A 24,092-nucleotide genomic window follows, 5' to 3' on the forward strand; every position below is an offset into this window, starting at 1 on the left:
TGGCGGCTTGCGGCGGCGGAAAACAGCCTCTAGCGACGGGGGCCATGAGCGATCGGCCTTCGGACTGGGTTCCTGCCGCCCCCGGCGAGCCCGTTTTCAAGAACGTCAACTGGGGCGGCCTCAAGACCCTTTACGTCAAGGAGGTGAAGCGCTTCTTCAAGGTGCAGCTCCAGACCATCTGGGCGCCGGCGATCACCACCCTGCTGTTCCTGGTCATCTTCACCGTCGCGTTGGGGCGCAGCGGGCGGGAGGTGATGGGCGTGCCCTTCGCCGACTTCCTGGCGCCGGGTCTCATCGTCATGGGGATGATCCAGAACGCCTTCGCCAATTCGAGCTTCTCGCTGCTGGTCGGCAAGATCCAGGGCAATATCGTGGACTATCTGATGCCGCCGCTCTCGACCGGCGAGCTGATCGCGGGGCTGATCGGCGCGGCGGTGACGCGCGCCTTCCTGGTCGGCTTCGCGGTGTGGGGCATCATGCTCTTCTACCCCGGCGTCGATGTAGCGCCGAGCCATTTGAGCGCGGTGTTCTGGTTCGGGCTGATGGGCAGCGTGATGCTTGCCTTTTTCGGACTCATCACGTCGATCTGGGCGGAGAAGTTCGACCATGCGGCCGCGGTCACCAATTTCGTGGTGGCGCCGCTGTCGCTCCTGTCCGGCACCTTCTACTCGATCGAGAGCCTGGCGCCGACGTTCCAGGCGATCAGCCACGCCAACCCGTTTTTCTACATCATTTCGGGCTTCCGCTACGGGTTTCTCGGGATCGCCGACTCGCCAGTGACCTTCGGCGCCTTCCTCCTGCTCGGCCTCAATATCGGGCTCGGCGCGCTCTGCTACGCACTGCTCAGCAAGGGCTGGAAGCTCAAGAGCTAGGCTGCGGCCACGTTGACCGCGCAGGCGCTTCTCTCCTATGGAGCGGCCATCCGGACGGCTTTCGCCGCCGCCTTTGCAACAGCCGCTTTTAGGAGCTTTCCATGGCCATAACGCCGCTCATGCCCGTTTATCCCCGTTCGCCCGTGCGTCCGGTGCGCGGCGAGGGCGTCTATCTCTATGGGGAGCAGGGCGAGCAGTATCTCGACTTCGCGAGCGGCATCGCGGTCAACCTGCTCGGCCATGGCCATCCGCATCTCACCAAGGCCATCCAGGAGCAGGCGGCGACGCTGATCCACGTCTCCAACCTCTATGGCAGCCCGCAGGGCGAAGCGTTCGCCCAGCGCCTCGTCGACCTGACCTTCGCCGACACAGTGTTCTTCACCAATTCGGGCGCCGAGGCGGTGGAGTGCGCGATCAAGACCGCGCGCCGCTACCATCATGCCAAGGGGCAGCCGGAAAAGCATACGCTGATCACCTTCTCCAACGCCTTCCACGGCCGCACCATGGCGACGATCAGCGCCACCAACCAGGAGAAGCTGCGCGACGGCTTCGCCCCGCTGCTGCCGGGCTTCAAGGTCGTCGAGTTCGACAATCTCGAGGCGGCCAAGGCCGCGATGGACGAGCATACCGCCGGCTTCCTCGTCGAGCCGATCCAGGGCGAGGGCGGCATTCGTCCCGCCAGCCAGGCCTTCATCAAGGGCCTGCGCGAGCTTTGCGACGAGAACGACCTGATGCTGGTGTTCGACGAGGTCCAGTGCGGCGTCGCCCGCACCGGCAAGCTCTACGCCTATGAGCATTATGGCGTGGAGCCGGACATCCTCGCTTCCGCCAAGGGCATTGGCGGCGGCTTCCCGATGGGCGCCTGCCTCGCCACCGAAAAGGCGGCGGCCGGCATGGTGATCGGCACCCACGGCTCGACCTATGGCGGCAACCCGCTCGCCATGGCGGCCGGCCAGGCGGTGTTCGACATCGTCGCCGACGACGCGTTCCTCGACAACGTCACCCGCATGGGCGAGCGGCTGCGCGGCGCGCTGGAGCAGATGATCCCCAATGACGACCATCTGTTCGAGGGCGTGCGCGGGCTCGGCCTGATGCTCGGCATCAAGATGAAGACCGACAGCCGCGCCTTCGTGACCTACCTTCGCGAGCACGGGCTCCTGACCGTGGCCGCCGGCGACAACGTCCTTCGCGTGTTGCCGCCGCTGGTGATCGAGGAAGCGCATGTGACGGAGTTCGTCGAGAAGCTGTCCGAAGCTGCGCGGCAATATGAGATGCCCCAGGCGGCGGCGTAAAACGCTGGCGTCATCCCGGCGAAAGCCGGGACCCAAGAACACTGCGGCGCACGGATGAGGCGGCGAGCGCCTCGCCCTGACGATCAAGCCGTGTTCTTGGGCCCCGGCGCTCGCCGGGGTGACGAAACTTCGTTCGAGTTCCGAAATGGTGTAGCCTCAGACCATTGGGGGGCTACGTCTACATGCTGGCGAGCCGGCGGCATGGCACGCTCTACGTCGGCGTCACCTCTGATCTGCCGAAGCGAATCCACGAACATCGCATCGGGGCTGTCCCCGGCTTCACGCGCCGCCATCGCATCAAGCATCTCGTCTATTTCGAAGCCCACGAGGGCATCGAAGCCGCGATCATCCGGGAGAAGCGGATTAAGGAGTGGCGCCGCGATTGGAAGATCGAGCTGATCGAACGGGACAATCCGGAGTGGAACGACCTTGCGGTTGCGGTCCTGGGGTTTGAATTGTTGCCCGAGACACCCATCCCCCATCGTCATCCCGGCGAAAGCCGGGACCCAAGAACGCGGGACTGGTAGGATAGGCGACCAGCTCATCGTTTTACCTGAATTCGCCGGTGTTCCTGGATCCCGGCTTTCGCCGGGATGACGGAGAGGCGGGCCTGGGCTTCGAGCCGCGGCTTTCGCCGGGATGACGAGAGGTTGGATCCGGCGGAACGGCGGGATACTCGACACGGCGGCGGCGTTCCCTACATCGGGATCATGACTTCCGAACACAGCAGCGAAGCGGCGCTGGCCGCCCATCTCGACGAAGCGGTCGGCTTCACCATTCCCGGACGGCACGCGCGCGGCCGGCTGGTGCGGCTGGGGCCGCTCCTCGACGAGGTGCTTTCCGCCCATGCCTATCCGGCGCCGATCGCGCGCATCCTCTCCGAGGCGCTGACCCTGACGGCGCTGCTCGGCGCGATGTTGAAGGATGCCGGGGGCCAATTGACCGTCCAGGCGCAGACCGAGGCGGGGATCATCGACCTGCTCGTCTGCGACTATAAGGGCGGCGAGCTGCGCGGCTATGTACGCTTCGACAAGGAGCGGCTGGCCGAGGTGCACAGCCTGCCGACGCTCTTCGCCCTGTTCGGCAAGGGCTATCTCGCCATCACCTTCGACCAGGCGGTGAGCGGCGAGCGCTACCAGGGCATCGTTCCGCTGGAGGGCGAGTCGCTCGCGGAGGCCGCGCAGAGCTATTTCAGCCAGTCCGAGCAGATACCGAGCCTGGTGCGGCTCGCCGTCGACGATACCGGACACATCGCCGGGGGCATCCTCATCCAGCATCTGCCGGACGGGGAGGAGGGCCGGGAGCGGCTGCACACCCGGCTCGATCATCCCGAATGGGAGCATGTCCGGGTGCTCGCCGAGACGATCAAGGCGAACGAGCTGTTCGATCCCGCCCTGCCGCTCGAGACCCTGCTGTGGCGCCTGTTCCACGAGGAGGAGGAGATCCGCGTCCTCGCCACCGTGCCGCTCTCCAAGGGCTGTCGCTGCAATTTCGACTATATACGCGGCGTCATCGCCCGTTTCGGCGAGGAGGAGCGGCGCGACATGGTCGACAGCGACGGATTCATCAGCGTCGATTGCGAATTCTGTTCGCGCGCCTTTCCGATTTCGGCCAGCGATCTGGACGCTTAGGTTTGGGCGCTATTCTTCGTCATTCCGGCGGACGCCGGAATCCAAGAACATGGCGTTGCGGGTCTCCTGTGGCTCCGGTGTTCTTGGGCCCCGGCTTTCGCCGGGGTGACGGCTACCGATAACTGCACTGCAGCACGGTGCCTCGATTCCTTAACCATTGGCTGCTAATATGAGGGCTTCCGCGGCGGGGGCCGAGCGGCGAACGAACGGGGGCAGAGGGCTCGCCGTCACGCTTGGGAGTGTCACATGCTGAGCTTCAAAGGTTGGTGCCGGGCGGCGATGGCTGTCGGCGCGCTCACCTTGGCGACGGCGCCGGGGCTCGGCGAACAGGTTGGAAGGCTGACCGCGCTGACGAAGCTGGAGCACGGCCTCTGGCAACTGCGCAACCTCGACACCGGCCAGCGCCTGCCCCCGATCTGCGTGGCCGATCCGGCCATTCTCATGCAGCTCCAGCACCGCAACTCGCCCTGCTCGCGGCTCGTCATCTCCAGCAACGCCGAGAGCGCGACGGTCCATTACACCTGCCCGGCGAGCGGCTTCGGCCGCACGTCGCTCAGGGTCGAAACGCCGCGCCTGGCGCAGATCGACACCCAGGGGATTTCCGACAACGCGCCCTTCGCCTATCGGGTGGAGGCGCGGCGGATCGGCCCGTGCCCGGCGGGCCGCGACAGGGCCGGCCGTTAACACTCCGTTTACCATGGGCCTGGTATAAGGCGGGACCGTGCCGAGTTGGGCACGCTTTCCTCCCTAGCAGGCTTAACAGCCTAAACTGGGCCGCCTTCACCGGGCGGCCCGCTTCTTTTTGCCGCCTTGCGCCCTTGCCGCCGCGATCCTAGATCGCCGGTTCCCATGATCGACAGCAGCCCTCTTGCCGTCGTCCTGCTTTCGGGCGGGCTCGACTCCATGGTCACCGCCGCCATTGCGCGCGAGCGTGGCTTCCGCCTGCTGGCGCTCACCGTCGATTACAACCAGCGTCACCGGATCGAGATCGACGCGGCGCGCCGCATTGCCGGGGAGCTCGGCGCCGAACGCCATATCGTCCTGCCGCTGGATCTGACCGGGTTCGGCGGCTCGGCGCTCACCGCCGACATCGACGTGCCCAAGGGCGGCGTCGAGGAAGGCGCCATTCCGATCACCTATGTGCCGGCGCGCAACACCATCTTCCTGTCGCTGTCGCTCGGCTGGGCCGAGGCGGCGGGGGCGCGCGACCTGTTCATCGGCGTCAACGCGCTCGATTATTCGGGCTATCCGGATTGCCGGCCGGAGTTCGTCGAGGCGTTCGAGCGGATGGCGAACCTCGCCACCCGCGCCGGGGTGGAAGGCGACCGCTTCACCGTCCACACGCCGCTCCTCGACATGAGCAAGGCCGACATCGCCGCCGAAGCGGCGCGGCTGGGGCTCGACGCCGGCCTCAGTTGGACCTGCTACGATCCGACCCCTGCCGGCGAGCATTGCGGCCTGTGCGACGCCTGTCGCCTGCGCGCCAAGGGCTTCGTGGAGGCGGGCCTCACCGATCCGACCCGCTACGCCGTCCGGCCATGAGCTACGCGGTCAAGGAAATCTTCCTCACCCTCCAGGGCGAGGGCATGCAGGCGGGGCGGCGCGCGGTGTTCCTGCGCTTTTCCGGCTGCAACCTGTGGACCGGCCGCGAGCGGGACCGCGCCACCGCCGACTGCACCTTCTGCGACACGGATTTCGTCGGCATGGATGGCGAGAATGGCGGCCGCTACGAAGCCGAGGCGCTGGCGGCGAAGGTGGAGGAATTGTGGGGCGAGGGCGAGCGGCCGCTCGTCGTCATCACCGGCGGCGAGCCGCTGCTCCAGCTCGACACCGAGCTGATCGAAGCGCTCCACGCGCGGGGCTTCGAGATCGCGGTCGAGACCAACGGCACGATAGCGGCGCCGCCGGGGCTCGACTGGATCTGCGTCAGCCCCAAGGGATCGACCAAGATCGTCCAGCGCGCCGGCAACGAGCTGAAGCTCGTCTGGCCGCAGCCGGAGATCGATCCCGCGGAGCTGTCAGGCTGGGCGTTCGACCATTTCCTGATCCAGCCGATGGACTGCGCCGATGCGGCCGGCGCCCGGGCGGCGGCGATCGAGTTCGTGATGCGCCACCCGCGCTGGCGGCTCAGCCTCCAGACGCACAAGCTGCTGGGATTGCCTTAGGGGGGCTACTGCATCATCCCCTCTATCTTCGTCATCCCGGCGTAAGCCGGGATCCAAGGACATGAGGGTATGATCTGAGGTCTCGGCCTCGTTCGTGGAATTTCGTGTTCTTGGGTCCCGGCTTTCGCCGGGATGACGAGGGCGCCGGGATGACGAGCGCGGTTATTGCGCGGCGAGCTTGGTCGCGCATTTCTCCTTCAGCCGGTCGCGCTTCCAGCAGCTCTTGTCCAGCGGGGGGAGGGTCGGCATGGCGATGAGATAGGGGTTGTAGTCGGCGACGCGGTCGTAGACCGGCGTGAGGCTGGCCCGCAGCTCGCGCATCCGCTGCTGGGCGGTGGCGAAGAGCTGGCCCTTGGGCGCGGCGAGGGCGCTGCGGGCGATGTCCGCGGCGACCTGGCAGAAGCCGTACTGCGCCTGCAGGGTCGAGAAATTATTGTAGGTGCTGGTCGTATAGTCGTCGAAGCGCTTCTGGCCTTCCTTGCCGTGCGCCCGCTTGAAGTAAGCGTTGAGCGTCTTGTAAGCCTCGCCCAGCTCTTCGGAATGGTGGGCCAGGATGCCGTTATAATTGTCGACGGCGCGCAGATAGGGCGAGAACTGGCATTGCAGCGCGGCGACGTTGAGCCCGGCGCGCAGGTTCCAGAGCAGGTGGGCGCGATATTCCTCCGGCGTGGCGCCGGGGATGGGCAGGCCGACCAGCGGATCGCTGCCCTGGACCGGGCCGCTCGCGAAGCCGGGATCGGTGATGAACATCTGAGCGGCGGCCGCCTGGGGCAGGGCAAGGGCTCCCGCCGCCGCCACGAGACCCAATTTGCGGGCCAGCTTCTTCAGTCTCTTGTGCATGACACCCCTCCGGCCGCATCCTGTATCGGCGCTTCGCCTGACTCTATGCTTAACGCGGATGCCGCCGCAATCCAATTTCGCTTTGTTTTTCTGTCGTTTTCCGGAACGGTCAGCCGCCAAGCCTCCGCAATGGCTAAAGAAAAGGCCGCCCGGAGCCCGGACGGCCTCTTCAGACGAATGACGTCTCGGAAAATTACATTCCGTTGGTCATGTTGGCGTCGGTCGCGTTCATGTCGGTCGTCATGTTGGCGTCCATCATGTTGGCGTCCATCGTCATGTTGGCGTCCATCGCCATGTTGGCGTCTTCGCCCATGGCGCCGTCGACGGCCGTGACGTCGTTGGTCGTGCCGTCCATCATCGTGTCGGTCGTGCCCATGTCGACGGTCATGTTGTTGACCTCAGTGTCGGCGCCGCTGTCGCAAGCGACGACGAGGAGGGCCGCACCAGCGACCATCGACGAGGTCATTACGGTCTTGAGAAGGTCACGCATTTAGAAACTCCCTAGATTGACGATTTGGTCGGGGTGGCCCCTTTTTTTGCCAAACCGGTTTGCACATTAGTCGGAAAAAGAAGGGCTCTCAACCCTTCTCGGTTGCCCCCTCGAGAGCGAACAGAAAATCGTCGAGCCCCTGTTTCAGTGCCAAGTCGAAACGCGTCTGCCCGTTAGACACCCCCATTTCGCCGAGGCTGGTCACTGGGAACTCGGCAATACCGCATGGCACTATGCCTGAGAAGTGGGAAAGTTCCGGAGCCACATTGATCGAAAAGCCGTGCAGGGTGACCCAGCGGCGAACGCGGACGCCGATCGCGCCGATCTTCGCTTCGGTCCCGTTATGGGCCACCCAGATGCCGATCCGGCCGGGCGCGCGGAAGGCTTCGACGCCCAGCTCCGCCAGCGCCGCGATCAGCCAGCCCTCCAGCGAATGGACGAAACGGCGGACGTCCCGGCCGCGCCGGGCGAGGTCGATCATGACGTAGCCGACCCGCTGCCCGGGCCCGTGATAGGTGTAGCGGCCGCCGCGCCCCGCATCGTAGACCGGAAAGCCCTGGGGGTTGAACAGCTCGGCCGGATCGGCGCTGGTGCCGGCGGTGTAGAGCGGCGGGTGCTCGAGCAGCCAGACGAGCTCAGGCGCCTCGCCTTTCCGGATCGCCTCGGCCCGCGCTTCCATCGCCGCCAGCGCCTCGGGATAGGGGGTCAGGCCGGGCGTGACCTGCCATTCGATCTGAGTTTCGGTCATGGCGGCTCTTTTGGCCAGCCGCGCCTCAGGTTCAAGCCTTCCTTGCCAGCTTCGCCCGGCGCCGGTTATGCGGGCTTCGCGAAAAGGAAGAGGCACCGCATGAAATTCTCCTACAGCGCCGTGTGGAACGACACCGCCCGCATGTTCGGCGGCAACGCGTCGCTGCTGCTGGCGATCGCCGGCTGCTTCTTCTTCCTGCCGGCGCTGCTGGTCGGCTACCTGCTGCCCCAGCCGCAGCAAGCGACCACGCTCGAGGGGATGATCGTCGAACTGTCCGCCTATCTGGTGGCCAACGGGCATTGGCTGCTGCTGGCGAACGTCGTCAACATGATCGGCGCCATCGCCATATATCTGCTGCTGTTCAACTCGCGCGGGCACACGGTGGGCGGCGCGATCGCCGGTTCCGTGCCCATCCTCCTGCCCTATCTCCTCCTCTCGATCCTCAGCAGCTTCTTCATCGGCGTCGGCCTGATGCTGTTCATCCTGCCGGGTCTCTATCTGCTCGGGCGGCTGGGCATCTCCGGCGCGGTGATGGTGGCGGAGGATCTGCGCAACCCGTTAGCCGCCATCGCCCGGACCTGGGGCTGGACCAAGGGGCGCGGCTGGTCCGTCGCCGGTCTCATCATCCTCGTCGCCGTCACCGGCATCGTGCTGATCTTCGTCGTCGGCGCGGTGCTCGGCTCCGTCATCCTGCTCTCGCTGGGCCGCGAAGGCGTGGGCGCGCTGATCCTGCTCATCCTCGACTCGGCGATGAGCGCCGCCTTCTCGACGGTGATGCTCGTGCTGATGGCCGCCATCTACCGGGCGCTCGCGGCTCCGGGAGAGACGAGCGGGACCTGAGGGGCCGCGTCGGGCGGCAGCAGCCCCGCCAGCCGGGGATCGGGAAAGCTCTCGAACGCCCGCCTGTAGGCGGTGAAGCCCGCCTTGAGATAGGCCGGCAGCGCCGCCGGATGATCGAGCGTGCAGGTGTTGACCCGCACCCGCTCCACGCCCTTGCGCCAGGCGAGCGCCAAGGTCTGGGCGAACAGCCAGTCGCCATGGCCCTTGCCCGCGAGCTCCGGCACCAGGCCGAGAAAGGCGATTAGGCACTCGCCCCTGGTGCGGAAGTCGAGCTCGATGAACCCGACTTCCACCCCCGACCTGTCGACGACGGCGTGGACTTCCCCAAGGCTCGCCTTCAGCGCCGCATCGTCCATGACAAGGCGCGAGAACCAGAGCCACCGCCCGCCGACGCGCCGGAACAGCTCGCGATATTGAGCGGGCTGGATGCCGGGCCACGTTTTCAGCCGCAGCGGAGAGAGGGGCAGGGGCTTCGGCGTCGGTCGCGCGGTCATCTCGAGATAGGTGACGACCGCGCCGACATGGCCCTCGGGGACGGGCGTGAGAGTCATCTGACCCTCCCCGTCGTGAAGCGATGGGGAGGGGGACCATGTGTAGCATGGTGGAGGGGTGGCTGCCGTGTGACCCGGAAGTTCGCGCGCGATCCCTCGATGCTTGCGCCTTCTACCCCTCCACCAGCTTTCAGCTGGTCCCCCTCCCCACGAGCTTCGCTCGCAGGGAGGATGGGGAGGAAATTCATCCCCATGTCGCCACCGGGGGGAGGCTCATCAGGATCGCGTCGACGTTGCCGCCGGTCTTGAGCCCGAACAGCGTGCCGCGATCGTAGACGAGGTTGAACTCGGCGTAGCGCCCCCGCCATTCGAGCTGCCGCGCCCGATCCTGGTCGGTGAAGGGCGTCTCCATCCGCCGCCGCACGAGCCTGGGGAATATGTCGAGGAACGCCTCGCCCACGTCGCGGGTGAAGGCGAAGTTGGCGTCGAACGTCGCCCCCTGGCCCGGCGCCGCGCATTCCAGATGATCGTAGAAGATGCCGCCGACGCCGCGATGCATGTCGCGATGGGGGATGAAGAAATAATCCTCCGCCCATTTCGAGAAGCGCGGATAGTAGGTGGGATCGTGGGCCGCGCAGGCCGCCCTCAGGCGGGCGTGGAAGTCCGCCGTATCCTCCTCATAGGGAATGGGCGGGTTGAGGTCGGCGCCGCCACCGAACCAGCGTTTGGTCGTGCAGAGGAAGCGGGTGTTCATATGGACCGCGGGCACGTGCGGATTGGCCATGTGGGCGACGAGGCTGATCCCGGTGGCGAAAAAGCGGGGATCCTCGCCGGCGCCGTGGATCGTCTTGGCGAACTCGGGATTGAAGGTGCCGCCGACGGTCGAGACGTTGACGCCCACCTTTTCGAAAATCCGGCCCTTCATGAGGCCGCGGACTCCGCCGCCGCCAGGCGAGCCATCCTCATCCTGTCGATCCCAGGCCGTGTATTCGAAGCGCGAGTCGCTTCCCGCCTCCCGCTCGATCGCTTCGAACTCCGCGCAGATGCGGTCGCGGAGCGACTCGAACCAGTCGCGCGCGGCCTGCTGCTCCTCATCCAGTTCCAGAGCTTCCAATTCCATCATCGCGGCCATCCGTTCGTCTGCCTCAGTGCTTCGGCCAGTCCGATGCCCGCGGCCACCGCGATATTCAAGGACCGGGTGCCGGGCGCCTGGGGGATGCGGATGCGGGACGCGGCGCGCTCATGCACCGCCGGCGGCACGCCCGCGCTTTCGGAACCGAGCAGCAGAATGTCGTCCGGCTCGAACCGTTCCCCCGGCAGCGGGGTGCCGCCGGCCGTGGTCAGCAGCATCAGGCGCCCGCCCAGCTGCGCCTCGAAGGCCTCCCAGCTCGCGTGTCGCGTCACATTGGCGATCTCGGCATAATCCATGCCCGCCCGCCGGAGCGCGCGGTCGCCCCAGGGAAAGCCGCAAGGCTCGATGATGTCCACGGCCACGCCGAGGCAGGCGGCGAGCCGCAATATCGTCCCGACATTGCCCGCCTGGTCCGGCTGATAAAGCGCGATCCGCATGCGTTCGTTCATTGCGTGGAGCGCACCGCCGAAGCAATCCGGTTTGGTCGCGGAGCGGTTCTTCGATGCCTTCGCTATTGAGCGCGATGCCGCCGTTCCATCGCCAGGGCAAAATGGCTGTTGGCAAATCGCGTTCGTCGCGGCTATCAGGCGCCAAGCCGCTGAATGGGGGAACCTTCGCGGCGCAAGCGTGAAATCGCCCCGCCAGCGTCTCCGGCCCGGGGTGACTTTTCGCACATCCGGTACGAATCGCTTAAAGGACAGGCATGGCGACGGCTCAACATACCGATGACTCGGGCGCGGTTTCGGGCACTCCTCGGGAAGAGGAGGGTGTCCGCCGCCGCGACTTCATCAACATCGCGGCGGTGAGCTTCGCCGGCGTCGGCGGCGTCGCGGTGCTCTATCCGCTCATCAACCAGATGAATCCGTCCGCCGACGTGCTGGCGCTGTCCTCGGTCGAGGTCGATGTTTCGGCGATCGAGCCGGGCCAGGCGATCAAGACGATCTTTCGCAAGCAGCCCTTGTTCGTGCGCCATCTGACGCCGCAGGAAATCCAGGAGGCCAACGCCGTGCCGCTCGGCGATCTGCGCGACCCGCAGACGCTCGCCGAGCGCACCAAGGAAGGCAAGCCGCAATGGCTCGTCACGATGGGCGTGTGCACCCATTTGGGCTGCGTGCCGCTGGGCGCCGCCGAGGGCGAGAATAAGGGCGAGTATGGCGGCTATTTCTGCCCCTGCCACGGCTCGCACTACGACACCGCCGCGCGCATTCGCAAAGGCCCGGCGCCGCTCAATCTCGAGGTGCCGGAATATGCGTTCACGTCCGACACCGTGATCCAAGTCGGTTGAGGTAAGAAAAGATGAGCTTTCCCTGGGCGGACGAATATCGGCCGAATAACGGCTTCATGCGGTGGATGGACGAGCGGCTGCCGCTCCCCCGTTTGGTCTGGAACTCGGTCGGCGGCGGCTATCCGGTGCCGCGCAACCTCAATCATTTCTGGAATTTCGGCGTCCTCGCGGGCATCGCGCTGACCATCCAGATCGTCACCGGCATCATCCTGGCGATGCATTATGCGCCGACCGCGGGCGGAGCGTTCGAGTCGGTCGAGCACATCATGCGCAACGTCAACCAGGGTTGGCTGCTGCGCTACGCCCATGCCAACGGCGCATCCTTCTTCTTCATCGTCACCTACATCCACATCTTCCGCGGCCTCTATTACGGCTCCTACAAGGCGCCGCGCGAGATGGTGTGGCTGCTCGGCCTCGTCATCTTCCTGCTGATGATGGCGACCGCCTTCATGGGCTATGTGCTTCCCTGGGGGCAGATGAGCTATTGGGGCGCGCAGGTCATCACCGGCCTGTTCGCGGCCATTCCGGTCGTCGGCGAGCCGATCCAGCAGTGGCTGCTCGGCGGCTTCGCGCCCGACCAGGCGTCGCTCAACCGCTTCTTCTCGCTCCACTATCTGCTGCCGTTCGTGATCGCCGGCGTGGTCGTCCTGCACATCTGGGCGCTGCATATTCCGGGTTCGGGCAACCCCACCGGCGTCGACGTCAAGTCGCCGCAGGATACGATCCCGTTCCATCCCTATTACACGGCCAAGGACGGCTTCGGGGTCGGCCTGTTCCTGATCGCGCTCGCGCTGGTCCTGTTCTTCGCGCCGAACTTCCTCGGCCACGCCGACAACTATATCCCGGCCAACCCGCTCTCGACGCCGGCGCATATCGTGCCCGAATGGTATTTCTGGCCGTTCTACGCGATCCTGCGCGCCTTCACCGTCGACTTCATCCTGCCGGCGAAGCTGTGGGGCGTGATCGCGATGTTCGCCTCGATCATCATCCTCTTCTTCCTGCCCTGGCTGGACCGCTCGCCGGTGCGCTCGGGCAGCTACCGGCCGCTGTTCAGGATGTTCTTCATCATCCTGTGCGTCGACGTGCTGATCCTCGGCTGGTGCGGCGGCCTGCCCGCCGAAGAGCCCTTCGTGATGATCAGCCAGGCGGCGACCATCTACTATTTCGCGCACTTCCTCATCATTCTCCCGATCGTCTCGGCGATCGAGAAGCCACTGCCGCTGCCCAATTCGATTTCGGAAAGCGTGCTGCACGGCGAGAAGGCGGAAGCGGCGCCGGTGGGCGTCCAGCCGGCACCGGCTGAATAAGGGGTACGACAGGTCATGGTACGTTTGATTGGCGCCATCATCGGGGCCGGCTTCATCCTCATTCTGCTGATCGCCCTGATCACCGGCGCGACCACCTATATCGCCAATCCGCCGGCCGAGACGGTGGAGCAGGAATTCCACCTCGCGCCCAAGGCCGTCGCCTTCCAGAGCGACGGGCCGTTCGGCACGTTCGACCGCCAGCAGCTGCAGCGCGGCTTCCAGGTCTACAAGGAGGTCTGCGCGGCCTGCCACGGCATCAACCTGGTGGCGTTCCGCAATCTCGCCGATCTCGGCTATAGCGAGGCCGAGGTGAAGGCGATCGCCGAGCAGTGGCAGATCGAGGTTCCGACCATCAATCCCGACACGGGCGAGGCGGACACGCGCCCGGCGCTTGCGTCGGACCGCTTCCCGCACCCCTATGCCAACGAGGTTGCGGGCCGTGCCGCCAACAACAACGCCTTCCCGCCCGATCTTTCGCTGATCACCAAGGCGCGCGCGGGCGGGCCGGAGTATATCTACTCGCTGCTGACCGGCTATCGGAACCCGCCGGCCGAGCTTCCCGAGGCGAACCGTCCGGGGACGGGCCTCTACTACAATCCCTATTTCGCCAACCTCAACATCGCCATGCCGCCGCCGCTCACCGCCGACGGCCAGGTGACCTATGCCGACGGCACCAACGCCACGATCGACCAGATGGCGAAGGACGTGTCGGCCTTCCTCATCTGGACGGCGGAACCCAATCTGGAGTCGCGTCACCGCACCGGCCTCGCCGTGCTGATCTTCCTCCTGATCGCGACCGTGCTCGCCTACATGTCCTATCGGAACATCTGGGCGACTGCGAAGCGCGACGTGCGTCCCATCGGCCCGCTCGATCCGGAGCATATGGCGAAGCGCGAAGCCGCCAGCCGGGAAGCCGGGATCGAGGGGTAAGCGTCTCCGTCACCGACGAAATTCGGGGCCCAAGAACACCGTCATTGGCGAAGCTGGCGCAAAATCTTCTCGCTCGGTGTTCTTGGGTCCCGGCGTGCGCCGGGATGACGATGATGCTTAGGGCGTGAAACTCTCGTTCCGCTTCCGGAGCATTCCCGAAGGCGCGAAGGATTACAGCGGGTTAGCGTTCAGACGCCGTTCAACCGTCTGGGCGGAATCTTCTCGCTTTCCCCGAGTCGCACCGGGAGAGTGTCGATGATCGCGCCCCGCCTCCGCACCGCCGCCCTGGCCTTCGCCGCGGCGTTCTCACTAAGCGCCTGCAGCTATGACGATGGCTATGGCTATGGCGGCCTCAACGTCGGCTACGGCAACGCCGGCTATTACGATCCCTATTACGGCTACGGCTATGGCGGGTACGGCTACGCGCCTTATTGGGGCTGGTACGACAATTATTACTACCCCGGAACCGGCCTCTTCATCTACGACCGCTTCGGCGGACGTCATCGCTGGAGCGACCGCCACCGCCGCCATTGGGAGGGCCGGCGCCATCATTGGCGGGGCGACCGCGGCGACCGTTGGGACGATTTCCGTCGGGATCGCCGGCACGATCGCCGCGACTTCCGCCGCGACCGCCGCGACGACCGTCGGGACTTCCGTCGCGATCGCCGCGAGCTTCGCCGGGACTTCCGCGAGGGCGACATAGATCGCCGCGAGTTCCGTCAGCAGCGCCGCGAAAATCGCCGCGAATTTCGACGGGAACGCCGTGACGACCGCCGCGACTTCCGCCGCGACCGGCGCCGGGACGATTAACGCGCCGCCGTCATCCCGGCTTTTCCGGTGAGGCGCAGATGTGGTCGCCATTCCGACGGCAATTGTGTTCTTGGGTCCCGGCTTTCGCCGGGATGACGATGGCTACTCGGGTCGGCGCCGCATCAGGACGATCGAGGTGAAGGTCATCACCGGTACGTCGACCTGGTTGAGCACGGTAACGGCGGTGCGGAAGGAGCCGATGTCGGGCTTCGAGCGCGATGGCCGCACCTCGACGATCTCGCTTTCTATGCGCAGCGTGTCGCCGGGATAGACGGGCTTCAGCCACCTGAGCTCGTCGACGCCCGGCGATCCCAGCCCCGCCTGCTCGGTCTCGACCACATTCGTCGCGATCATGGCCATGGTCATCGCACAGGTGTGCCAGCCGGAGGCCGCGATCCGCCCGAAATGAGTCTTCGCCGCCGCCTCGTCCGACAGGTGGAAGGGCTGCATGTCATATTTGGAGGCGAATTCGATCACCTCATCGCGCGTGACATGATAGCTGCCGAACGACGCCTTCTGCCCCACTTCCAGGTCTTCGAGATAGATCAAGGTGCTTCTCCCGTCGGCATAGATCCCGTCACACGTTGAAACGGAACAGCATCACGTCGCCGTCCTTGGTGACATACTCCTTGCCCTCCGAGCGGAGCTTGCCGGCGTCGCGGGCGCCGGTTTCGCCGCCGTGGGCGATATAGTCGTCAAAGGCGATCGTCTCGGCGCGGATGAAGCCGCGTTCGAAGTCGGTGTGTATGACGCCGGCCGCCTGGGGCGCCTTGGAGCCCTTCTCCACGGTCCAGGCGCGCGCTTCCTTGGGGCCCGCGGTGAAGAAGGTGATGAGGTGGAGGAGGTCGTAGCCGGCGCGGATGATGCGGCTAAGGCCGGTTTCCTCAAGACCGAGGTCGCTCAGGAACTCGGCGCGTTCTTCCGCGGGCATGGTCGCGATCTCGGCCTCGATCGCGGCGGAGATGACCACCGTCCCGGCGCCTTCCGCCTCCGCCTTCTCGAACACGCGGGCGCTGTGGGCGTTGCCGGTGGCGGCATCGCCTTCGTCGACGTTGCAGACGTAGAGGACCGGCTTGGCGGTGAGCAGCTGCGCCCGCTCCAGCGCCAGCTTTTCCTCCGGGTCCCTGGGCTCGGTCAGCCGCGCCGGCTTGGAGGCGCGCAACAACTCCAGCGCCTGGCCCAGCACCGAGGCCTGGATCTTCGCTTCCTTGTCGCCCTGCTGCGCTTTCTTGACCAGGTTGGGGACACGCTTCTCGAGGCTTTCGAGGTCGGCGAGCATCAGCTCCGTCTCGACGGTCTCGGCGTCGGCGATGGGGTCGACGCGGCCCTCGACATGGGTGACGTCACCTTCCTCGAAGCAACGCAGCACATGGACGATGGCGTCGACCTCGCGGATGTTGGCGAGGAACTGGTTGCCGAGCCCTTCGCCTTTCGATGCGCCGCGCACCAGGCCGGCGATGTCGACGAACTCCAGCTGCGTCTCGATGATCGCCTTCGATCCGGCGACTCTCGCAATCTCCTGCAGGCGCGGATCGGGCACCGCGACGCGGCCGACGTTCGGCTCGATCGTGCAGAAGGGATAATTGGCCGCCTGCGCCGCCGCCGTCTCGGTCAGCGCGTTGAACAGGGTGGACTTGCCGACATTCGGCAGCCCGACAATACCGCAACGAAAACCCATGGGTGCTCCTCTTATCCTCCTTCCGGGCGAAGCCCGTGGGGAGGGGGACTGCGTGAACGCGGTGGAGGGGTAAAAGGCGGCGGATCAGAGGATCGCACGCGACCCGTCGACCTCCCGGCCCTTGCCCCTTCACCACCCTGCGGGTGGTCCCCCTCCCCACCGCTTCGCAGCAAGGAGGAATTGGTTGCCGCCCGTTAGCGGCTCGGTTGCGAAAAGGCCAGCGGCGCCCTAGCTCGGCAGCGAAACGAAAGAGGGAAGCTTGATGCCCGATCTCAGCCATTTTCCGATCACCAGCCGCTGGCCGGCCCGCCATCCCGATCGTCTCCAGCTCTATTCCCTGAACACGCCCAACGGCGTGAAAGCCTCGATCATGCTGGAGGAGACGGGACTTCCCTACGAGCCGCACCTCATCGACATCGGCGCGAACGAGACCTGGACTCCCGAATATCTGTCGCTCAATCCCAACGGCAAGATTCCGGCGATCATCGATCCGGACGGCCCCGGCGGCCGGCCCCTGGGGCTGTTCGAATCCGGCGCCATTCTCATCTATCTCGCCGACAAGACCGGGAAGTTCATCCCGGCCGATCCGGCCCAGCGCTACGAGACCATCCAGTGGGTGATGTTCCAGACGGGCGCCATCGGCCCGATGTTCGGCCAGGTAGGGTTCTTCCACAAATTCGCCGGCCGCGAATATGAGGATAAGCGCCCGCTGAAGCGCTACGCCGATGAATCGAAGCGCCTCCTCGGCGTCCTCGAAACGCGCCTTGAAGGCCGCGACTGGCTGATGGGCGACGAGTACACCATCGCGGACATCGCGACCCTCGGCTGGGTCCGCAATCTCATCGGCTTCTACGATGCCGGCGAACTCGTCGATTATGCTGCCTTGAAGAATGTCCCCGCCTGGCTGGCGCGCGGCCTTTCACGTCCGGCGGTGCAGCGCGGGCTGGAGATTCCGAAGCGATCCTGACAAGCTATGCACATGAAGATTGGGGCACTTGTGAAACTCGGGGCATTGTGTCTCGCCACCTTTGTCCCGGCAGCCGCCCAGGCGTGCTCATGTGTATGGACGGAAGATGTGAACGATCCGCGACTGCGGGCTACGGTGGCCGCCGTCGAGTACATCGCTCTGGGAGAATTTCGTGCAAGCGAAACCGGCGACTTCCGGATTCTCCGCGTGGAGAAGGCGATCAAGGGTGCCATGCCTGAGATCATCCAGGTACGAGTAGATGTCCCCATTGTATCGGCCGATGGCAATACCATCGTGGTCAACAGCTGCGCTGTCTCGGCCGTTATAGGCCCGCGACGTCTCTGGGCGCTTGAGCGTACCGGGGGTGAATGGACCTTCGCCAGCCTGTGCATTCAGGATGCTGTCCAGCAGGCTTACGCATCGATAGAGTCTTCCACCTTGTCGATCCATTCGGGGAAGAAGGCGGGCTCGCGGAGGGACCAGCCGGGCGCGGTCATCGCCGTGCAGGGAAGCGACTGCAGCAATTCGCGCCGCAGCTTGGGGTGAAGGTGGGGGAGGGCGGAGGCCGCGCAGAAGGCGGAAGGAAGCCACGGCCTCACCGCCGCGCCGATCAGCCGCTCGTAGAGGAAGCGGTAGGCGGCAAAGTTCGACAGCCGACCTTCCGAGAGGTCGAACGCGGACAGGGCGACCAGCGGTCCGATGAGGCGCGCCGTCTCGGCGATATTGTCGTCGTCGGGGATGAGCGCGGCTATGCCGTCGAGGCATTTATAGACCTGCTGCTGCGCTTCGATCCGGGCCGTCTCGACGGAGTTCCGACCCCAGCGCCGAACCGCGTCGGGGCGGTGGAGCGCCACGCCGAGCGAGCGCCGGATGTAGCGCTGCGCGCTCTCGGGGAAGCTCGCGAATTCCGCCATCTCCACGAAGAGCATGGGTCCTGATCGGCGATTGTGGCTGGTGAACATGGTGATGGCCCCTCTTGGTTAAACCTCGAACCGGGCGGCGCGGCAGACCGCCCGGACGAGGCATCGACCGGATCAGTCTTCACGAGCGCTGAACTGGATCGACTGGGCGGTCGCGAGCGCGTGGGAGCGCTGCTCCTGGACGCTGGCGAGCGTTTCCTTGCGGCACTCGCGGACGCCGCGCGACGTGGCGAGGTCCACATAGGCCTTGCCGCAGACCTTGCGGACGGCGCGATCGATGCGGCCGTCGAGGGTCTTGATGCCGGCCGGCGTCGAAAGGTCGAGGTCGGCGTAGCTGACGATCTGGCTGTCCGGGTCGGACCAGCCGGCATTAGCCGGATTGGCGGCGACGGAGGCCAGCAACAGTGTCGGAATGATCAAGGGAATGCGGGTCATCGGTCATCTCCTGCCTGCCCGGCGGGTTTGCCGGGACAGGAGAAGGATTACGCCTCCGGCCGAGTCTCATCTTGGCGGCCGGCTGGAAAGATTCTGGCCCACAATCTTTCCAGAATCCGACGCCGTGCCCCCGTTATCCCTTTGGCCCGCATGACGGCGTTTCAGTTGAGCCCGATCATGTTCTAGCCTTGCCGCATGCTGACACGATTCGTCCTCGCCGCCTGGCTCTCGCTCTCGCTCTCCTCCGCTCACGCTCAGCCTGTCGCCCCGCTCAGTGGGGAGGCCCCGCCGGTTGAGGCGCCAAAGCCGGCCACCGTGCGCGTCGCGCTCCAGACTCGCGCGGGGCCGATCGTGCTTGAGCTCGAGAAGGAGCGGGCGCCGATCACCACCGCCAATTTCCTGCGCTATGTCGACGAGAAGCGGCTGGACGGCGTCGCTTTCTACCGCGCCGTGAAGGTAGGCGAGCGCTATGGCCTCGTCCAGGGCGGCGTCCGCAACGATCCGGAGCGCGCGCTGCCGCCGATCGCGCATGAGCCGACCAGCGAGACGGGGCTCAGCCATGTCGACGGGGCGATCTCGATGGCGCGCAACGAGCCGGGCTCGGCCAGCGGCGACTTCTTCATGACCATCGGCGACTTGACCTCGATGGACGCGGACCCGGCGAAGCCCGGCGACAATCTGGGCTTCGCCGTCTTCGGCCGCGTGGTCGAGGGCATGGACGTCGTCCGCCAAATCCTCGCCGCGCCGACCTCTCCCACGGAAGGCGAGGGCGCGATGAAGGGGCAGATGCTGGCCGATCCGGTGGTGATCACCGGCGCGCGGCGGGTGGAGTCAGCGGCGAATGAAAGAAGCGGGATGGAGTAACGGGCGTCATCCCGGCGAAAGCCGGGATCCAAGAACACGGCGTTGATCGTTAGAGCGATGAGCGGATCGCCTTGATCTTCTGATCCCGTGTTCTTGGGTCCCGGCTTTCGCCGGGATGACGAAGGTCAGCAACCCTTGCGCCGTCACCGATAGTTGAAGCTGATGCTGATCCGCTCGGCCTTGCCGGTGCCAGGAACGACCTCGTGGCGGAGCCAGCTTTCCCAGAGGAAGATCGTGCCGGGCTGCGGCTCGGCGTAGACGAAGGTCTGAAGGTCCTCCGGCGCATCGTCACGCCGGGGTGGCGCCGCCATCATCATCGGCAGGCGCGGGTCCTCCAGCTTCAGCGCGCCGGCGCCCGGCGGCACCGCGACATAGAGGGTGCCGGAGACGACGCTGTGGGGATGGATGTGCCCGGAATGGGTGCCGCCCGGCTTCAGGACATTGACCCACAGGCTGTCGAGCTTCAGGCGCCGTCCGCCGAGCTCCAGCGCGCATTCGGCGGCGAAGGCGGCGACGTGGCGGTTGAGGTGCCGGACGAGGTCGGCGAAATTCGGGTCGCGCGCCGGGAGGTCGTCGAGCGAGGCGTAGGAAGTGTAGCCGCGATAGCCATGGGCTTTCGACCAGCGCCGCCCCGCTTCGTCCTCTTCCGCCAGTACATGGCAGGAGTCTTCGAGGCCCGCGAGCAGGGCGGGATCATTGAGCACTCCGTCGTAGAAGCGGGTGGCGAAGAGCGAGCGGACGGTCACGCCCGCCTGCTAGCCGATCGCTCCGGCAAGCGCGAGCAAATCCACCCGCGACGGCAATGCAGGGCGTTACCCCTGCATCCGCAGGGCCACCTCGTTCATGAAGCGTGCGTCATCGCCCTTGGCGAGCCATTCGGCTTCGGCGGCGATGGCGCCGAGGAGGTCGGAGAGGGCGTCCGTCTCCGCCTTGGCGTAATTCCCAAGGACATGCGGGGTCACCTTGTCCTTGTGACCCGGATGGCCGATGCCGATGCGGACGCGGCGGAATTCATTGCCGATATGCGCTTCGGTCGAGCGGAGGCCGTTATGGCCGGCGGTGCCGCCGCCGATCTTCACCTTCACCTTCATGGCGGCAAGGTCGAGCTCGTCGTGGAAGACGGTGACGTCCGAGATGTCGCGCTTGAAGAAGCGCATCGCCTCGCCGATCGCCTGGCCGCTCCGGTTCATGAAGGTGGCGGGCTTCAGCAGCAGGATGCGCGTGCCGCCGATGCGGCCCTGCTGGGCCCAGCCCTGGAACGCCTTCTTCGGCGGATCGAAGCCGTGGACATGGGCGATGGCATCGATCGCCATGAAGCCGACATTGTGCCGGTGCATCGCATATTGCGCACCCGGATTGCCAAGGCCGACCCAGATCTGCACGGGCTCGAAATCCCCCCAATCCTCTGCCGCCGCGCCGGTCCCGGATTCACTCGGCTGCCCGAGAACCTCGATCGGCTTCGAACCGAACAGGCCCTCCAGGAACCGGCGCAGCGACAAGGATCAGAAGCCTCAGGCTTCCGACTGGCCTTCGGAAGCCTCTTCCTCGCCCACGGTCGGGACTTCGCCCGCTTCGACTGCCTCGGCCTCCTCGGCGGCCGCGGCCGCTTCAGCGGCTTCCGCCTTGACGCCGGACGGGGCGACGACGGTGGCGATGGTAAAGTCGCGATCTTCGATCGTCGACTTGGCGCCGCCAGGCAGCGTCACATTGCTGATGTGGATCGAATCGCCGATGTCGAGGCCGGCAAGATCGATCTCGATCTCATCCGGTATCGAGGCCGCGTCGCAGACCAGCTCCAGCTCGTGGCGGACGATGTTGAGCACGCCGCCGCGCTTCAGGCCCTTTGAGGCTTCCTCGTTGACGAACTTCACCGGCACGCCGACGGTCACCTTGGCGTGCTCGGAGATGCGCAGGAAATCCACATGCAGCGGGCGGTCGGTCACAGGGTGGAACTGCACGTCCTTGGGCAGCGTGCGGTTGGCCTTGCCGCCGACGTCGACCATCACTACCGAGTTCATGAAGAAGCCGGTGTTGAGAAGCTTCACCAGCGCCTTTTCCTCGATGTGGATCGAAAGGGGCTCCTGCTTGTCGCCGTAGATGACGGCGGGGACGCGGCCTTGGCGACGCATGGCACGGGAGGCTCCCTTGCCTGCCCGATCGCGCGTCTCGGCCGACAGCGTAAGCTGTTCGCTCATTTGCATGTCTCCAGAGTTCAAAATTGAATGTTCACAATCCGCCGCGCACGCCTCCAGGGATGACCATGTGCGGGGAAGCGGCGCCTATAGGCGAGGGGGCGGGGGATGGCAAGCGACAGCTCCTCCCCGGAACGGGGAGGGGGACCGCGACGCGAAGCGGCGTGGTGGAGGGGGCGACGGACTCGGCGTCAGCTCGGCCGGTGCCTGGCTCGCTTCACTCGCGACCCCTCCACCATGCTGCGCATGGTCCCCCTCCCCGTTCCGGGGAGGATTTTACTGCACCCGCTCGATCTTGATCCCGCGCCCCTTCAGCATCGCCTGGACCGAATCCTGGCCGGCAAGATGGCCCGCGCCGACGGCGACCAGCACCGTTCCCGGCTCGTCCAGCCGCTTGTCCAGCCATTCCGCCCAGGCCTTGTTGCGGTTGACCATCAGCACCTGCCTCAGCTCCGGCGACAGCGCCGTCTCGCTGTCGAAGGTGCGGGCGATGGCGTCGGTGTCGCCCGCCGCCCAGGCCGCGATCATCGCCTCGAGCTGGCGCCGCGCCGCCTCGGGGTCGTCGATCGATCCGACCAGGAAGGCGCGCTGGGAGTCCTCGGACAGGCTATCGAAGAAGCCGAACTGCTGCTCCACCGTCTCCAGCCCGCTGATCGGCTTGCCCGCCGCGCGGAAGTCCGCCGCCAGGCCTTGCTCGACGCCGGCTTCCGCCTTGAAGCCCATGCCGCGGAAGCTGCTGGCAAAGAGGCTCATCGCCGCCGCCCAGGTCTCCATCCGGTCGAGCGTCCGGGTGGGGATGCTGGCGCTCTCGATCAGCTTCTGGAGCGCCGGCCTTTTCTCCTCCGGCACCCGCTCCAGCAGCGGCGGCAGGCCCGGGGAAATCCCCATCTCCATCATCTTGCGGCCGGTATGGGCGAGGTTGGTGCCGAGCGACGTCTCCAGCACCAGCGCCTCCGACTGCGCCACCGCCTTGTCGATCGCCGGCGTCCGCCATTCCAGCTCCTTGGGCAGCAGGTGGATCGTGCCGAACAGGTAGATGGTCGTGTCTTCGTCCGCGACCTTCCACAGGGCGGGCTTGGCCTCGGTCGCCTCGGCTACCTGCGCGGCCGGCTGCGCCGTGGCGCAAGCGGTAAGCGGCAGGACCGCCAGCGGCGACAGCCATCGTGCCGCCTTCTTCCCGAGGCCGGACCACCATTTCGACATCGTCATCTCCCGCTCGTTCGTTCTTATCATGGCGCGGCGGCCTTAACCCCAGCTTGCTTGACCGTATTCCGCCCATGCGCCAAAGCGGCGCCATTGTTGCATCTGCGAAGGCCGTCCGATTTGGGCACGAAACCGTTAAGTTTCCAGAAGCTCATCCTGACCCTCCACGATTATTGGAGCGACCGGGGCTGCGTCATCCTGCAGCCCTATGACGTCGAGATGGGCGCCGGCACCTTCCATCCCGCCACCACCTTGCGCGCCCTCGGCCCCGACCCGTGGAAGGCCGCCTATGTCCAGCCGAGCCGCCGGCCGACCGACGGCCGCTACGGCGAGAACCCCAATCGCCTCGGCGCTTATTACCAATATCAGGTGATCCTGAAGCCGAGCCCGCCGGACCTTCAGCAGCTTTACCTCGGCTCACTCGCCGCCATCGGCATCGACCCGCTGCTGCACGACATCCGCTTCGTCGAGGACGACTGGGAATCGCCCACGCTCGGCGCCTGGGGCCTCGGCTGGGAAGTCTGGTGCGACGGCATGGAGGTGACGCAGTTCACCTATTTCCAGCAGGTCGGCGGCTACGACTGCAAGCCCGTGTCGGGCGAACTTACCTACGGGCTCGAACGCCTCGCCATGTACATCCAGGGCGTCGACAGCGTCTACGATCTCGCCTTCAACGACGAAGGCGTCACCTATGGCGACGTGTTCCTCGCCAACGAGCAGCAGTTCAGCGCCTATAATTTCGAGGTCGCGAACTCCGAGACGCTGTTCCGCTGGTTCAAGGAGGCGGCCGAGGAATGCCGCAACTGCGTCGAGGCGAAGCTCCCGCTTCCCGCCTACGACCAGGCGATCAAGGCCAGCCACATCTTCAACACGCTGCAGGCGCGGGGCGTCATCTCCGTCGCCGAACGGCAGGCCTATATCGGCCGGGTGCGCGATCTGACGAAAAGCGTCGCCACCGCCTGGATGGAAAAGAACGGATGGGCGGCGTGAGAATTTGTTC

At 65.9% G+C, this 24,092-nt stretch carries 29 protein-coding genes; 15 read left to right on the top strand and 14 right to left on the bottom strand.

The window, feature by feature from the left end; translation table 11 throughout:
* Positions 1-44 precede the first annotated feature (44 nt).
* The 7 genes from DF286_RS10530 (at position 45) to queE (ending at position 5,960) form a co-directional block, all read left to right on the top strand.
* Positions 45-872, top strand: coding sequence for an ABC transporter permease (locus DF286_RS10530; RefSeq protein ID WP_109271391.1), 828 nt, complete (start codon positions 45-47; stop codon positions 870-872).
* A 101-nt stretch (positions 873-973) separates the two neighbouring features.
* Positions 974-2,164, top strand: a complete 1,191-nt coding sequence (locus DF286_RS10535) for an aspartate aminotransferase family protein (protein ID WP_109271392.1) — start codon at positions 974-976, stop codon at positions 2,162-2,164.
* A 164-nt stretch (positions 2,165-2,328) separates the two neighbouring features.
* Positions 2,329-2,691, top strand: coding sequence for a GIY-YIG nuclease family protein (locus DF286_RS10540; protein ID WP_341533237.1), 363 nt, complete (start codon positions 2,329-2,331; stop codon positions 2,689-2,691).
* A gap of 183 nt (positions 2,692-2,874) precedes the next feature.
* Positions 2,875-3,795, top strand: a complete 921-nt coding sequence (hslO, locus tag DF286_RS10545; protein ID WP_109272142.1) for an Hsp33 family molecular chaperone HslO — start codon at positions 2,875-2,877, stop codon at positions 3,793-3,795.
* Positions 3,796-4,041: 246 nt separating this feature from the next.
* Positions 4,042-4,479 carry a DUF3617 domain-containing protein gene (locus DF286_RS10550; RefSeq protein WP_109271393.1) on the top strand — a complete coding sequence of 146 codons (438 nt, stop codon included), beginning with the start codon at positions 4,042-4,044 and terminating at the stop codon, positions 4,477-4,479.
* Between the two features lie 165 nt (positions 4,480-4,644).
* The gene (queC, locus tag DF286_RS10555) at positions 4,645-5,337 is read left to right on the top strand and encodes a 7-cyano-7-deazaguanine synthase QueC (protein WP_109271394.1); all 693 of its coding nucleotides are present in this window, start codon (positions 4,645-4,647) and stop codon (positions 5,335-5,337) included.
* A complete protein-coding gene (gene queE, locus DF286_RS10560) occupies positions 5,334-5,960 on the top strand; it encodes a 7-carboxy-7-deazaguanine synthase (protein WP_109271395.1) in 627 nt (208 codons plus the stop codon). Before queC ends, queE begins: the two co-directional genes overlap by 4 nt.
* A 162-nt stretch (positions 5,961-6,122) precedes the next feature.
* Here the strand turns inward: queE and DF286_RS10565 are convergent, their stop codons facing one another.
* From DF286_RS10565 to lipB, 3 genes are all read right to left on the bottom strand, one after another.
* Positions 6,123-6,800, bottom strand: a complete 678-nt coding sequence (locus DF286_RS10565) for a hypothetical protein (protein WP_109271396.1) — start codon at positions 6,798-6,800, stop codon at positions 6,123-6,125.
* Between the two features lie 193 nt (positions 6,801-6,993).
* Positions 6,994-7,290 carry a hypothetical protein gene (locus DF286_RS10570; protein ID WP_109271397.1) on the bottom strand — a complete coding sequence of 99 codons (297 nt, stop codon included), beginning with the start codon at positions 7,288-7,290 and terminating at the stop codon, positions 6,994-6,996.
* Between the two features lie 88 nt (positions 7,291-7,378).
* Positions 7,379-8,038, bottom strand: coding sequence for a lipoyl(octanoyl) transferase LipB (gene lipB, locus DF286_RS10575; protein WP_109271398.1), 660 nt, complete (start codon positions 8,036-8,038; stop codon positions 7,379-7,381).
* 99 nt (positions 8,039-8,137) lie between these two features.
* Here lipB and DF286_RS10580 point away from each other — a divergent pair, with 99 nt between their 5' ends.
* Positions 8,138-8,878 (top strand): hypothetical protein, encoded by a 741-nt coding sequence (locus DF286_RS10580; protein WP_109271399.1) that lies wholly within the window; start codon positions 8,138-8,140, stop codon positions 8,876-8,878.
* On the opposite strand, the gene DF286_RS10585 is transcribed toward DF286_RS10580, so the two are convergent.
* The 3 genes from DF286_RS10585 to DF286_RS10595 form a co-directional block, all read right to left on the bottom strand.
* Entirely contained in the window at positions 8,836-9,429 is a 594-nt protein-coding gene (locus tag DF286_RS10585) for a GNAT family N-acetyltransferase (protein WP_109271400.1), read from the bottom strand. The two genes, DF286_RS10580 and DF286_RS10585, sit on opposite strands and share 43 nt — an antisense overlap.
* A 184-nt stretch (positions 9,430-9,613) precedes the next feature.
* The gene (hemF, locus tag DF286_RS10590) at positions 9,614-10,492 is read right to left on the bottom strand and encodes an oxygen-dependent coproporphyrinogen oxidase (protein ID WP_109272143.1); all 879 of its coding nucleotides are present in this window, start codon (positions 10,490-10,492) and stop codon (positions 9,614-9,616) included.
* Positions 10,489-10,938 (bottom strand): tRNA (cytidine(34)-2'-O)-methyltransferase, encoded by a 450-nt coding sequence (locus DF286_RS10595; protein ID WP_109271401.1) that lies wholly within the window; start codon positions 10,936-10,938, stop codon positions 10,489-10,491. The genes hemF and DF286_RS10595 overlap by 4 nt, the downstream gene beginning before the upstream one ends.
* Positions 10,939-11,204: 266 nt before the next feature.
* Between DF286_RS10595 and petA the strand changes: the two genes are divergently transcribed.
* The 4 genes from petA to DF286_RS15300 all read left to right on the top strand — a co-directional run bounded on the left by petA (position 11,205) and on the right by DF286_RS15300 (position 14,833).
* Complete coding sequence (petA, locus tag DF286_RS10600; protein ID WP_109271402.1) at positions 11,205-11,786, top strand: ubiquinol-cytochrome c reductase iron-sulfur subunit; 582 nt, start codon at positions 11,205-11,207, stop codon at positions 11,784-11,786.
* An 11-nt stretch (positions 11,787-11,797) separates the two neighbouring features.
* Complete coding sequence (locus tag DF286_RS10605) at positions 11,798-13,093, top strand: cytochrome b (RefSeq protein ID WP_109271403.1); 1,296 nt, start codon at positions 11,798-11,800, stop codon at positions 13,091-13,093.
* 15 nt (positions 13,094-13,108) lie between these two features.
* Positions 13,109-14,023, top strand: coding sequence for a cytochrome c1 (locus DF286_RS10610; protein ID WP_109271404.1), 915 nt, complete (start codon positions 13,109-13,111; stop codon positions 14,021-14,023).
* A gap of 255 nt (positions 14,024-14,278) precedes the next feature.
* Positions 14,279-14,833: a hypothetical protein gene (locus DF286_RS15300; RefSeq protein WP_207790028.1), complete on the top strand. Its 555-nt coding sequence runs from the start codon at positions 14,279-14,281 to the stop codon at positions 14,831-14,833.
* A 102-nt stretch (positions 14,834-14,935) separates the two neighbouring features.
* On the opposite strand, the gene DF286_RS10620 is transcribed toward DF286_RS15300, so the two are convergent.
* Positions 14,936-15,382: a MaoC family dehydratase gene (locus DF286_RS10620; RefSeq protein WP_109271405.1), complete on the bottom strand. Its 447-nt coding sequence runs from the start codon at positions 15,380-15,382 to the stop codon at positions 14,936-14,938.
* Between the two features lie 28 nt (positions 15,383-15,410).
* Positions 15,411-16,511: a redox-regulated ATPase YchF gene (ychF, locus tag DF286_RS10625; protein WP_109271406.1), complete on the bottom strand. Its 1,101-nt coding sequence runs from the start codon at positions 16,509-16,511 to the stop codon at positions 15,411-15,413.
* Between the two features lie 262 nt (positions 16,512-16,773).
* Between ychF and DF286_RS10630 the strand changes: the two genes are divergently transcribed.
* Entirely contained in the window at positions 16,774-17,478 is a 705-nt protein-coding gene (locus tag DF286_RS10630; protein ID WP_109271407.1) for a glutathione S-transferase N-terminal domain-containing protein, read from the top strand.
* 413 nt (positions 17,479-17,891) lie between these two features.
* On the opposite strand, the gene DF286_RS10635 is transcribed toward DF286_RS10630, so the two are convergent.
* Together DF286_RS10635 and DF286_RS10640 are read right to left on the bottom strand one after the other, a co-directional pair.
* Positions 17,892-18,440 (bottom strand): hypothetical protein, encoded by a 549-nt coding sequence (locus DF286_RS10635; protein ID WP_109271408.1) that lies wholly within the window; start codon positions 18,438-18,440, stop codon positions 17,892-17,894.
* Positions 18,441-18,512: 72 nt separating this feature from the next.
* Positions 18,513-18,833, bottom strand: coding sequence for a UrcA family protein (locus DF286_RS10640; RefSeq protein ID WP_109271409.1), 321 nt, complete (start codon positions 18,831-18,833; stop codon positions 18,513-18,515).
* Positions 18,834-19,028: 195 nt separating this feature from the next.
* Here DF286_RS10640 and DF286_RS10645 point away from each other — a divergent pair, with 195 nt between their 5' ends.
* Positions 19,029-19,697: a peptidylprolyl isomerase gene (locus tag DF286_RS10645; RefSeq protein WP_109271410.1), complete on the top strand. Its 669-nt coding sequence runs from the start codon at positions 19,029-19,031 to the stop codon at positions 19,695-19,697.
* A gap of 143 nt (positions 19,698-19,840) precedes the next feature.
* Here the strand turns inward: DF286_RS10645 and DF286_RS10650 are convergent, their stop codons facing one another.
* From DF286_RS10650 to DF286_RS10665, 4 genes are all read right to left on the bottom strand, one after another.
* The gene (locus DF286_RS10650) at positions 19,841-20,443 is read right to left on the bottom strand and encodes a TIGR02466 family protein (RefSeq protein ID WP_109271411.1); all 603 of its coding nucleotides are present in this window, start codon (positions 20,441-20,443) and stop codon (positions 19,841-19,843) included.
* A 66-nt stretch (positions 20,444-20,509) separates the two neighbouring features.
* Entirely contained in the window at positions 20,510-21,079 is a 570-nt protein-coding gene (pth, locus tag DF286_RS10655) for an aminoacyl-tRNA hydrolase (RefSeq protein WP_109272144.1), read from the bottom strand.
* A 129-nt stretch (positions 21,080-21,208) separates the two neighbouring features.
* The gene (locus DF286_RS10660; RefSeq protein ID WP_109271412.1) at positions 21,209-21,892 is read right to left on the bottom strand and encodes a 50S ribosomal protein L25/general stress protein Ctc; all 684 of its coding nucleotides are present in this window, start codon (positions 21,890-21,892) and stop codon (positions 21,209-21,211) included.
* Positions 21,893-22,165: 273 nt separating this feature from the next.
* Positions 22,166-23,092, bottom strand: a complete 927-nt coding sequence (locus tag DF286_RS10665) for a TraB/GumN family protein (RefSeq protein ID WP_109272145.1) — start codon at positions 23,090-23,092, stop codon at positions 22,166-22,168.
* A 120-nt stretch (positions 23,093-23,212) separates the two neighbouring features.
* Here DF286_RS10665 and DF286_RS10670 point away from each other — a divergent pair, with 120 nt between their 5' ends.
* The gene (locus DF286_RS10670; RefSeq protein ID WP_109271413.1) at positions 23,213-24,082 is read left to right on the top strand and encodes a glycine--tRNA ligase subunit alpha; all 870 of its coding nucleotides are present in this window, start codon (positions 23,213-23,215) and stop codon (positions 24,080-24,082) included.
* Positions 24,083-24,092 lie beyond the last annotated feature (10 nt).

Origin of the sequence: Sphingosinicella humi, assembly GCF_003129465.1 — a bacterium.
GTDB classification, from domain to species: domain Bacteria; phylum Pseudomonadota; class Alphaproteobacteria; order Sphingomonadales; family Sphingomonadaceae; genus Allosphingosinicella; species Allosphingosinicella humi.

Excerpts from the sequence above, each read along its gene's own strand:
- DF286_RS10530 (WP_109271391.1), top strand. The coding sequence starts at position 45 with ATGAGCGATCGGCCTTCGGACTGGGTTCCTGCCGCCCCCGGCGAGCCC.
- DF286_RS10535 (WP_109271392.1), top strand. The coding sequence starts at position 974 with ATGGCCATAACGCCGCTCATGCCCGTTTATCCCCGTTCGCCCGTGCGT.
- hslO (WP_109272142.1), top strand. The coding sequence starts at position 2,875 with ATGACTTCCGAACACAGCAGCGAAGCGGCGCTGGCCGCCCATCTCGAC.
- DF286_RS10550 (WP_109271393.1), top strand. The coding sequence starts at position 4,042 with ATGCTGAGCTTCAAAGGTTGGTGCCGGGCGGCGATGGCTGTCGGCGCG.
- queC (WP_109271394.1), top strand. The coding sequence starts at position 4,645 with ATGATCGACAGCAGCCCTCTTGCCGTCGTCCTGCTTTCGGGCGGGCTC.
- queE (WP_109271395.1), top strand. The coding sequence starts at position 5,334 with ATGAGCTACGCGGTCAAGGAAATCTTCCTCACCCTCCAGGGCGAGGGC.
- DF286_RS10565 (WP_109271396.1), bottom strand. The coding sequence starts at position 6,800 with ATGCACAAGAGACTGAAGAAGCTGGCCCGCAAATTGGGTCTCGTGGCG.
- DF286_RS10570 (WP_109271397.1), bottom strand. The coding sequence starts at position 7,290 with ATGCGTGACCTTCTCAAGACCGTAATGACCTCGTCGATGGTCGCTGGT.
- lipB (WP_109271398.1), bottom strand. The coding sequence starts at position 8,038 with ATGACCGAAACTCAGATCGAATGGCAGGTCACGCCCGGCCTGACCCCC.
- DF286_RS10580 (WP_109271399.1), top strand. The coding sequence starts at position 8,138 with ATGAAATTCTCCTACAGCGCCGTGTGGAACGACACCGCCCGCATGTTC.
- DF286_RS10585 (WP_109271400.1), bottom strand. The coding sequence starts at position 9,429 with ATGACTCTCACGCCCGTCCCCGAGGGCCATGTCGGCGCGGTCGTCACC.
- hemF (WP_109272143.1), bottom strand. The coding sequence starts at position 10,492 with ATGATGGAATTGGAAGCTCTGGAACTGGATGAGGAGCAGCAGGCCGCG.
- DF286_RS10595 (WP_109271401.1), bottom strand. The coding sequence starts at position 10,938 with ATGCGGATCGCGCTTTATCAGCCGGACCAGGCGGGCAATGTCGGGACG.
- petA (WP_109271402.1), top strand. The coding sequence starts at position 11,205 with ATGGCGACGGCTCAACATACCGATGACTCGGGCGCGGTTTCGGGCACT.
- DF286_RS10605 (WP_109271403.1), top strand. The coding sequence starts at position 11,798 with ATGAGCTTTCCCTGGGCGGACGAATATCGGCCGAATAACGGCTTCATG.
- DF286_RS10610 (WP_109271404.1), top strand. The coding sequence starts at position 13,109 with ATGGTACGTTTGATTGGCGCCATCATCGGGGCCGGCTTCATCCTCATT.
- DF286_RS15300 (WP_207790028.1), top strand. The coding sequence starts at position 14,279 with ATGATCGCGCCCCGCCTCCGCACCGCCGCCCTGGCCTTCGCCGCGGCG.
- ychF (WP_109271406.1), bottom strand. The coding sequence starts at position 16,511 with ATGGGTTTTCGTTGCGGTATTGTCGGGCTGCCGAATGTCGGCAAGTCC.
- DF286_RS10630 (WP_109271407.1), top strand. The coding sequence starts at position 16,774 with ATGCCCGATCTCAGCCATTTTCCGATCACCAGCCGCTGGCCGGCCCGC.
- DF286_RS10635 (WP_109271408.1), bottom strand. The coding sequence starts at position 18,440 with ATGTTCACCAGCCACAATCGCCGATCAGGACCCATGCTCTTCGTGGAG.
- DF286_RS10640 (WP_109271409.1), bottom strand. The coding sequence starts at position 18,833 with ATGACCCGCATTCCCTTGATCATTCCGACACTGTTGCTGGCCTCCGTC.
- DF286_RS10645 (WP_109271410.1), top strand. The coding sequence starts at position 19,029 with ATGCTGACACGATTCGTCCTCGCCGCCTGGCTCTCGCTCTCGCTCTCC.
- DF286_RS10660 (WP_109271412.1), bottom strand. The coding sequence starts at position 21,892 with ATGAGCGAACAGCTTACGCTGTCGGCCGAGACGCGCGATCGGGCAGGC.
- DF286_RS10665 (WP_109272145.1), bottom strand. The coding sequence starts at position 23,092 with ATGTCGAAATGGTGGTCCGGCCTCGGGAAGAAGGCGGCACGATGGCTG.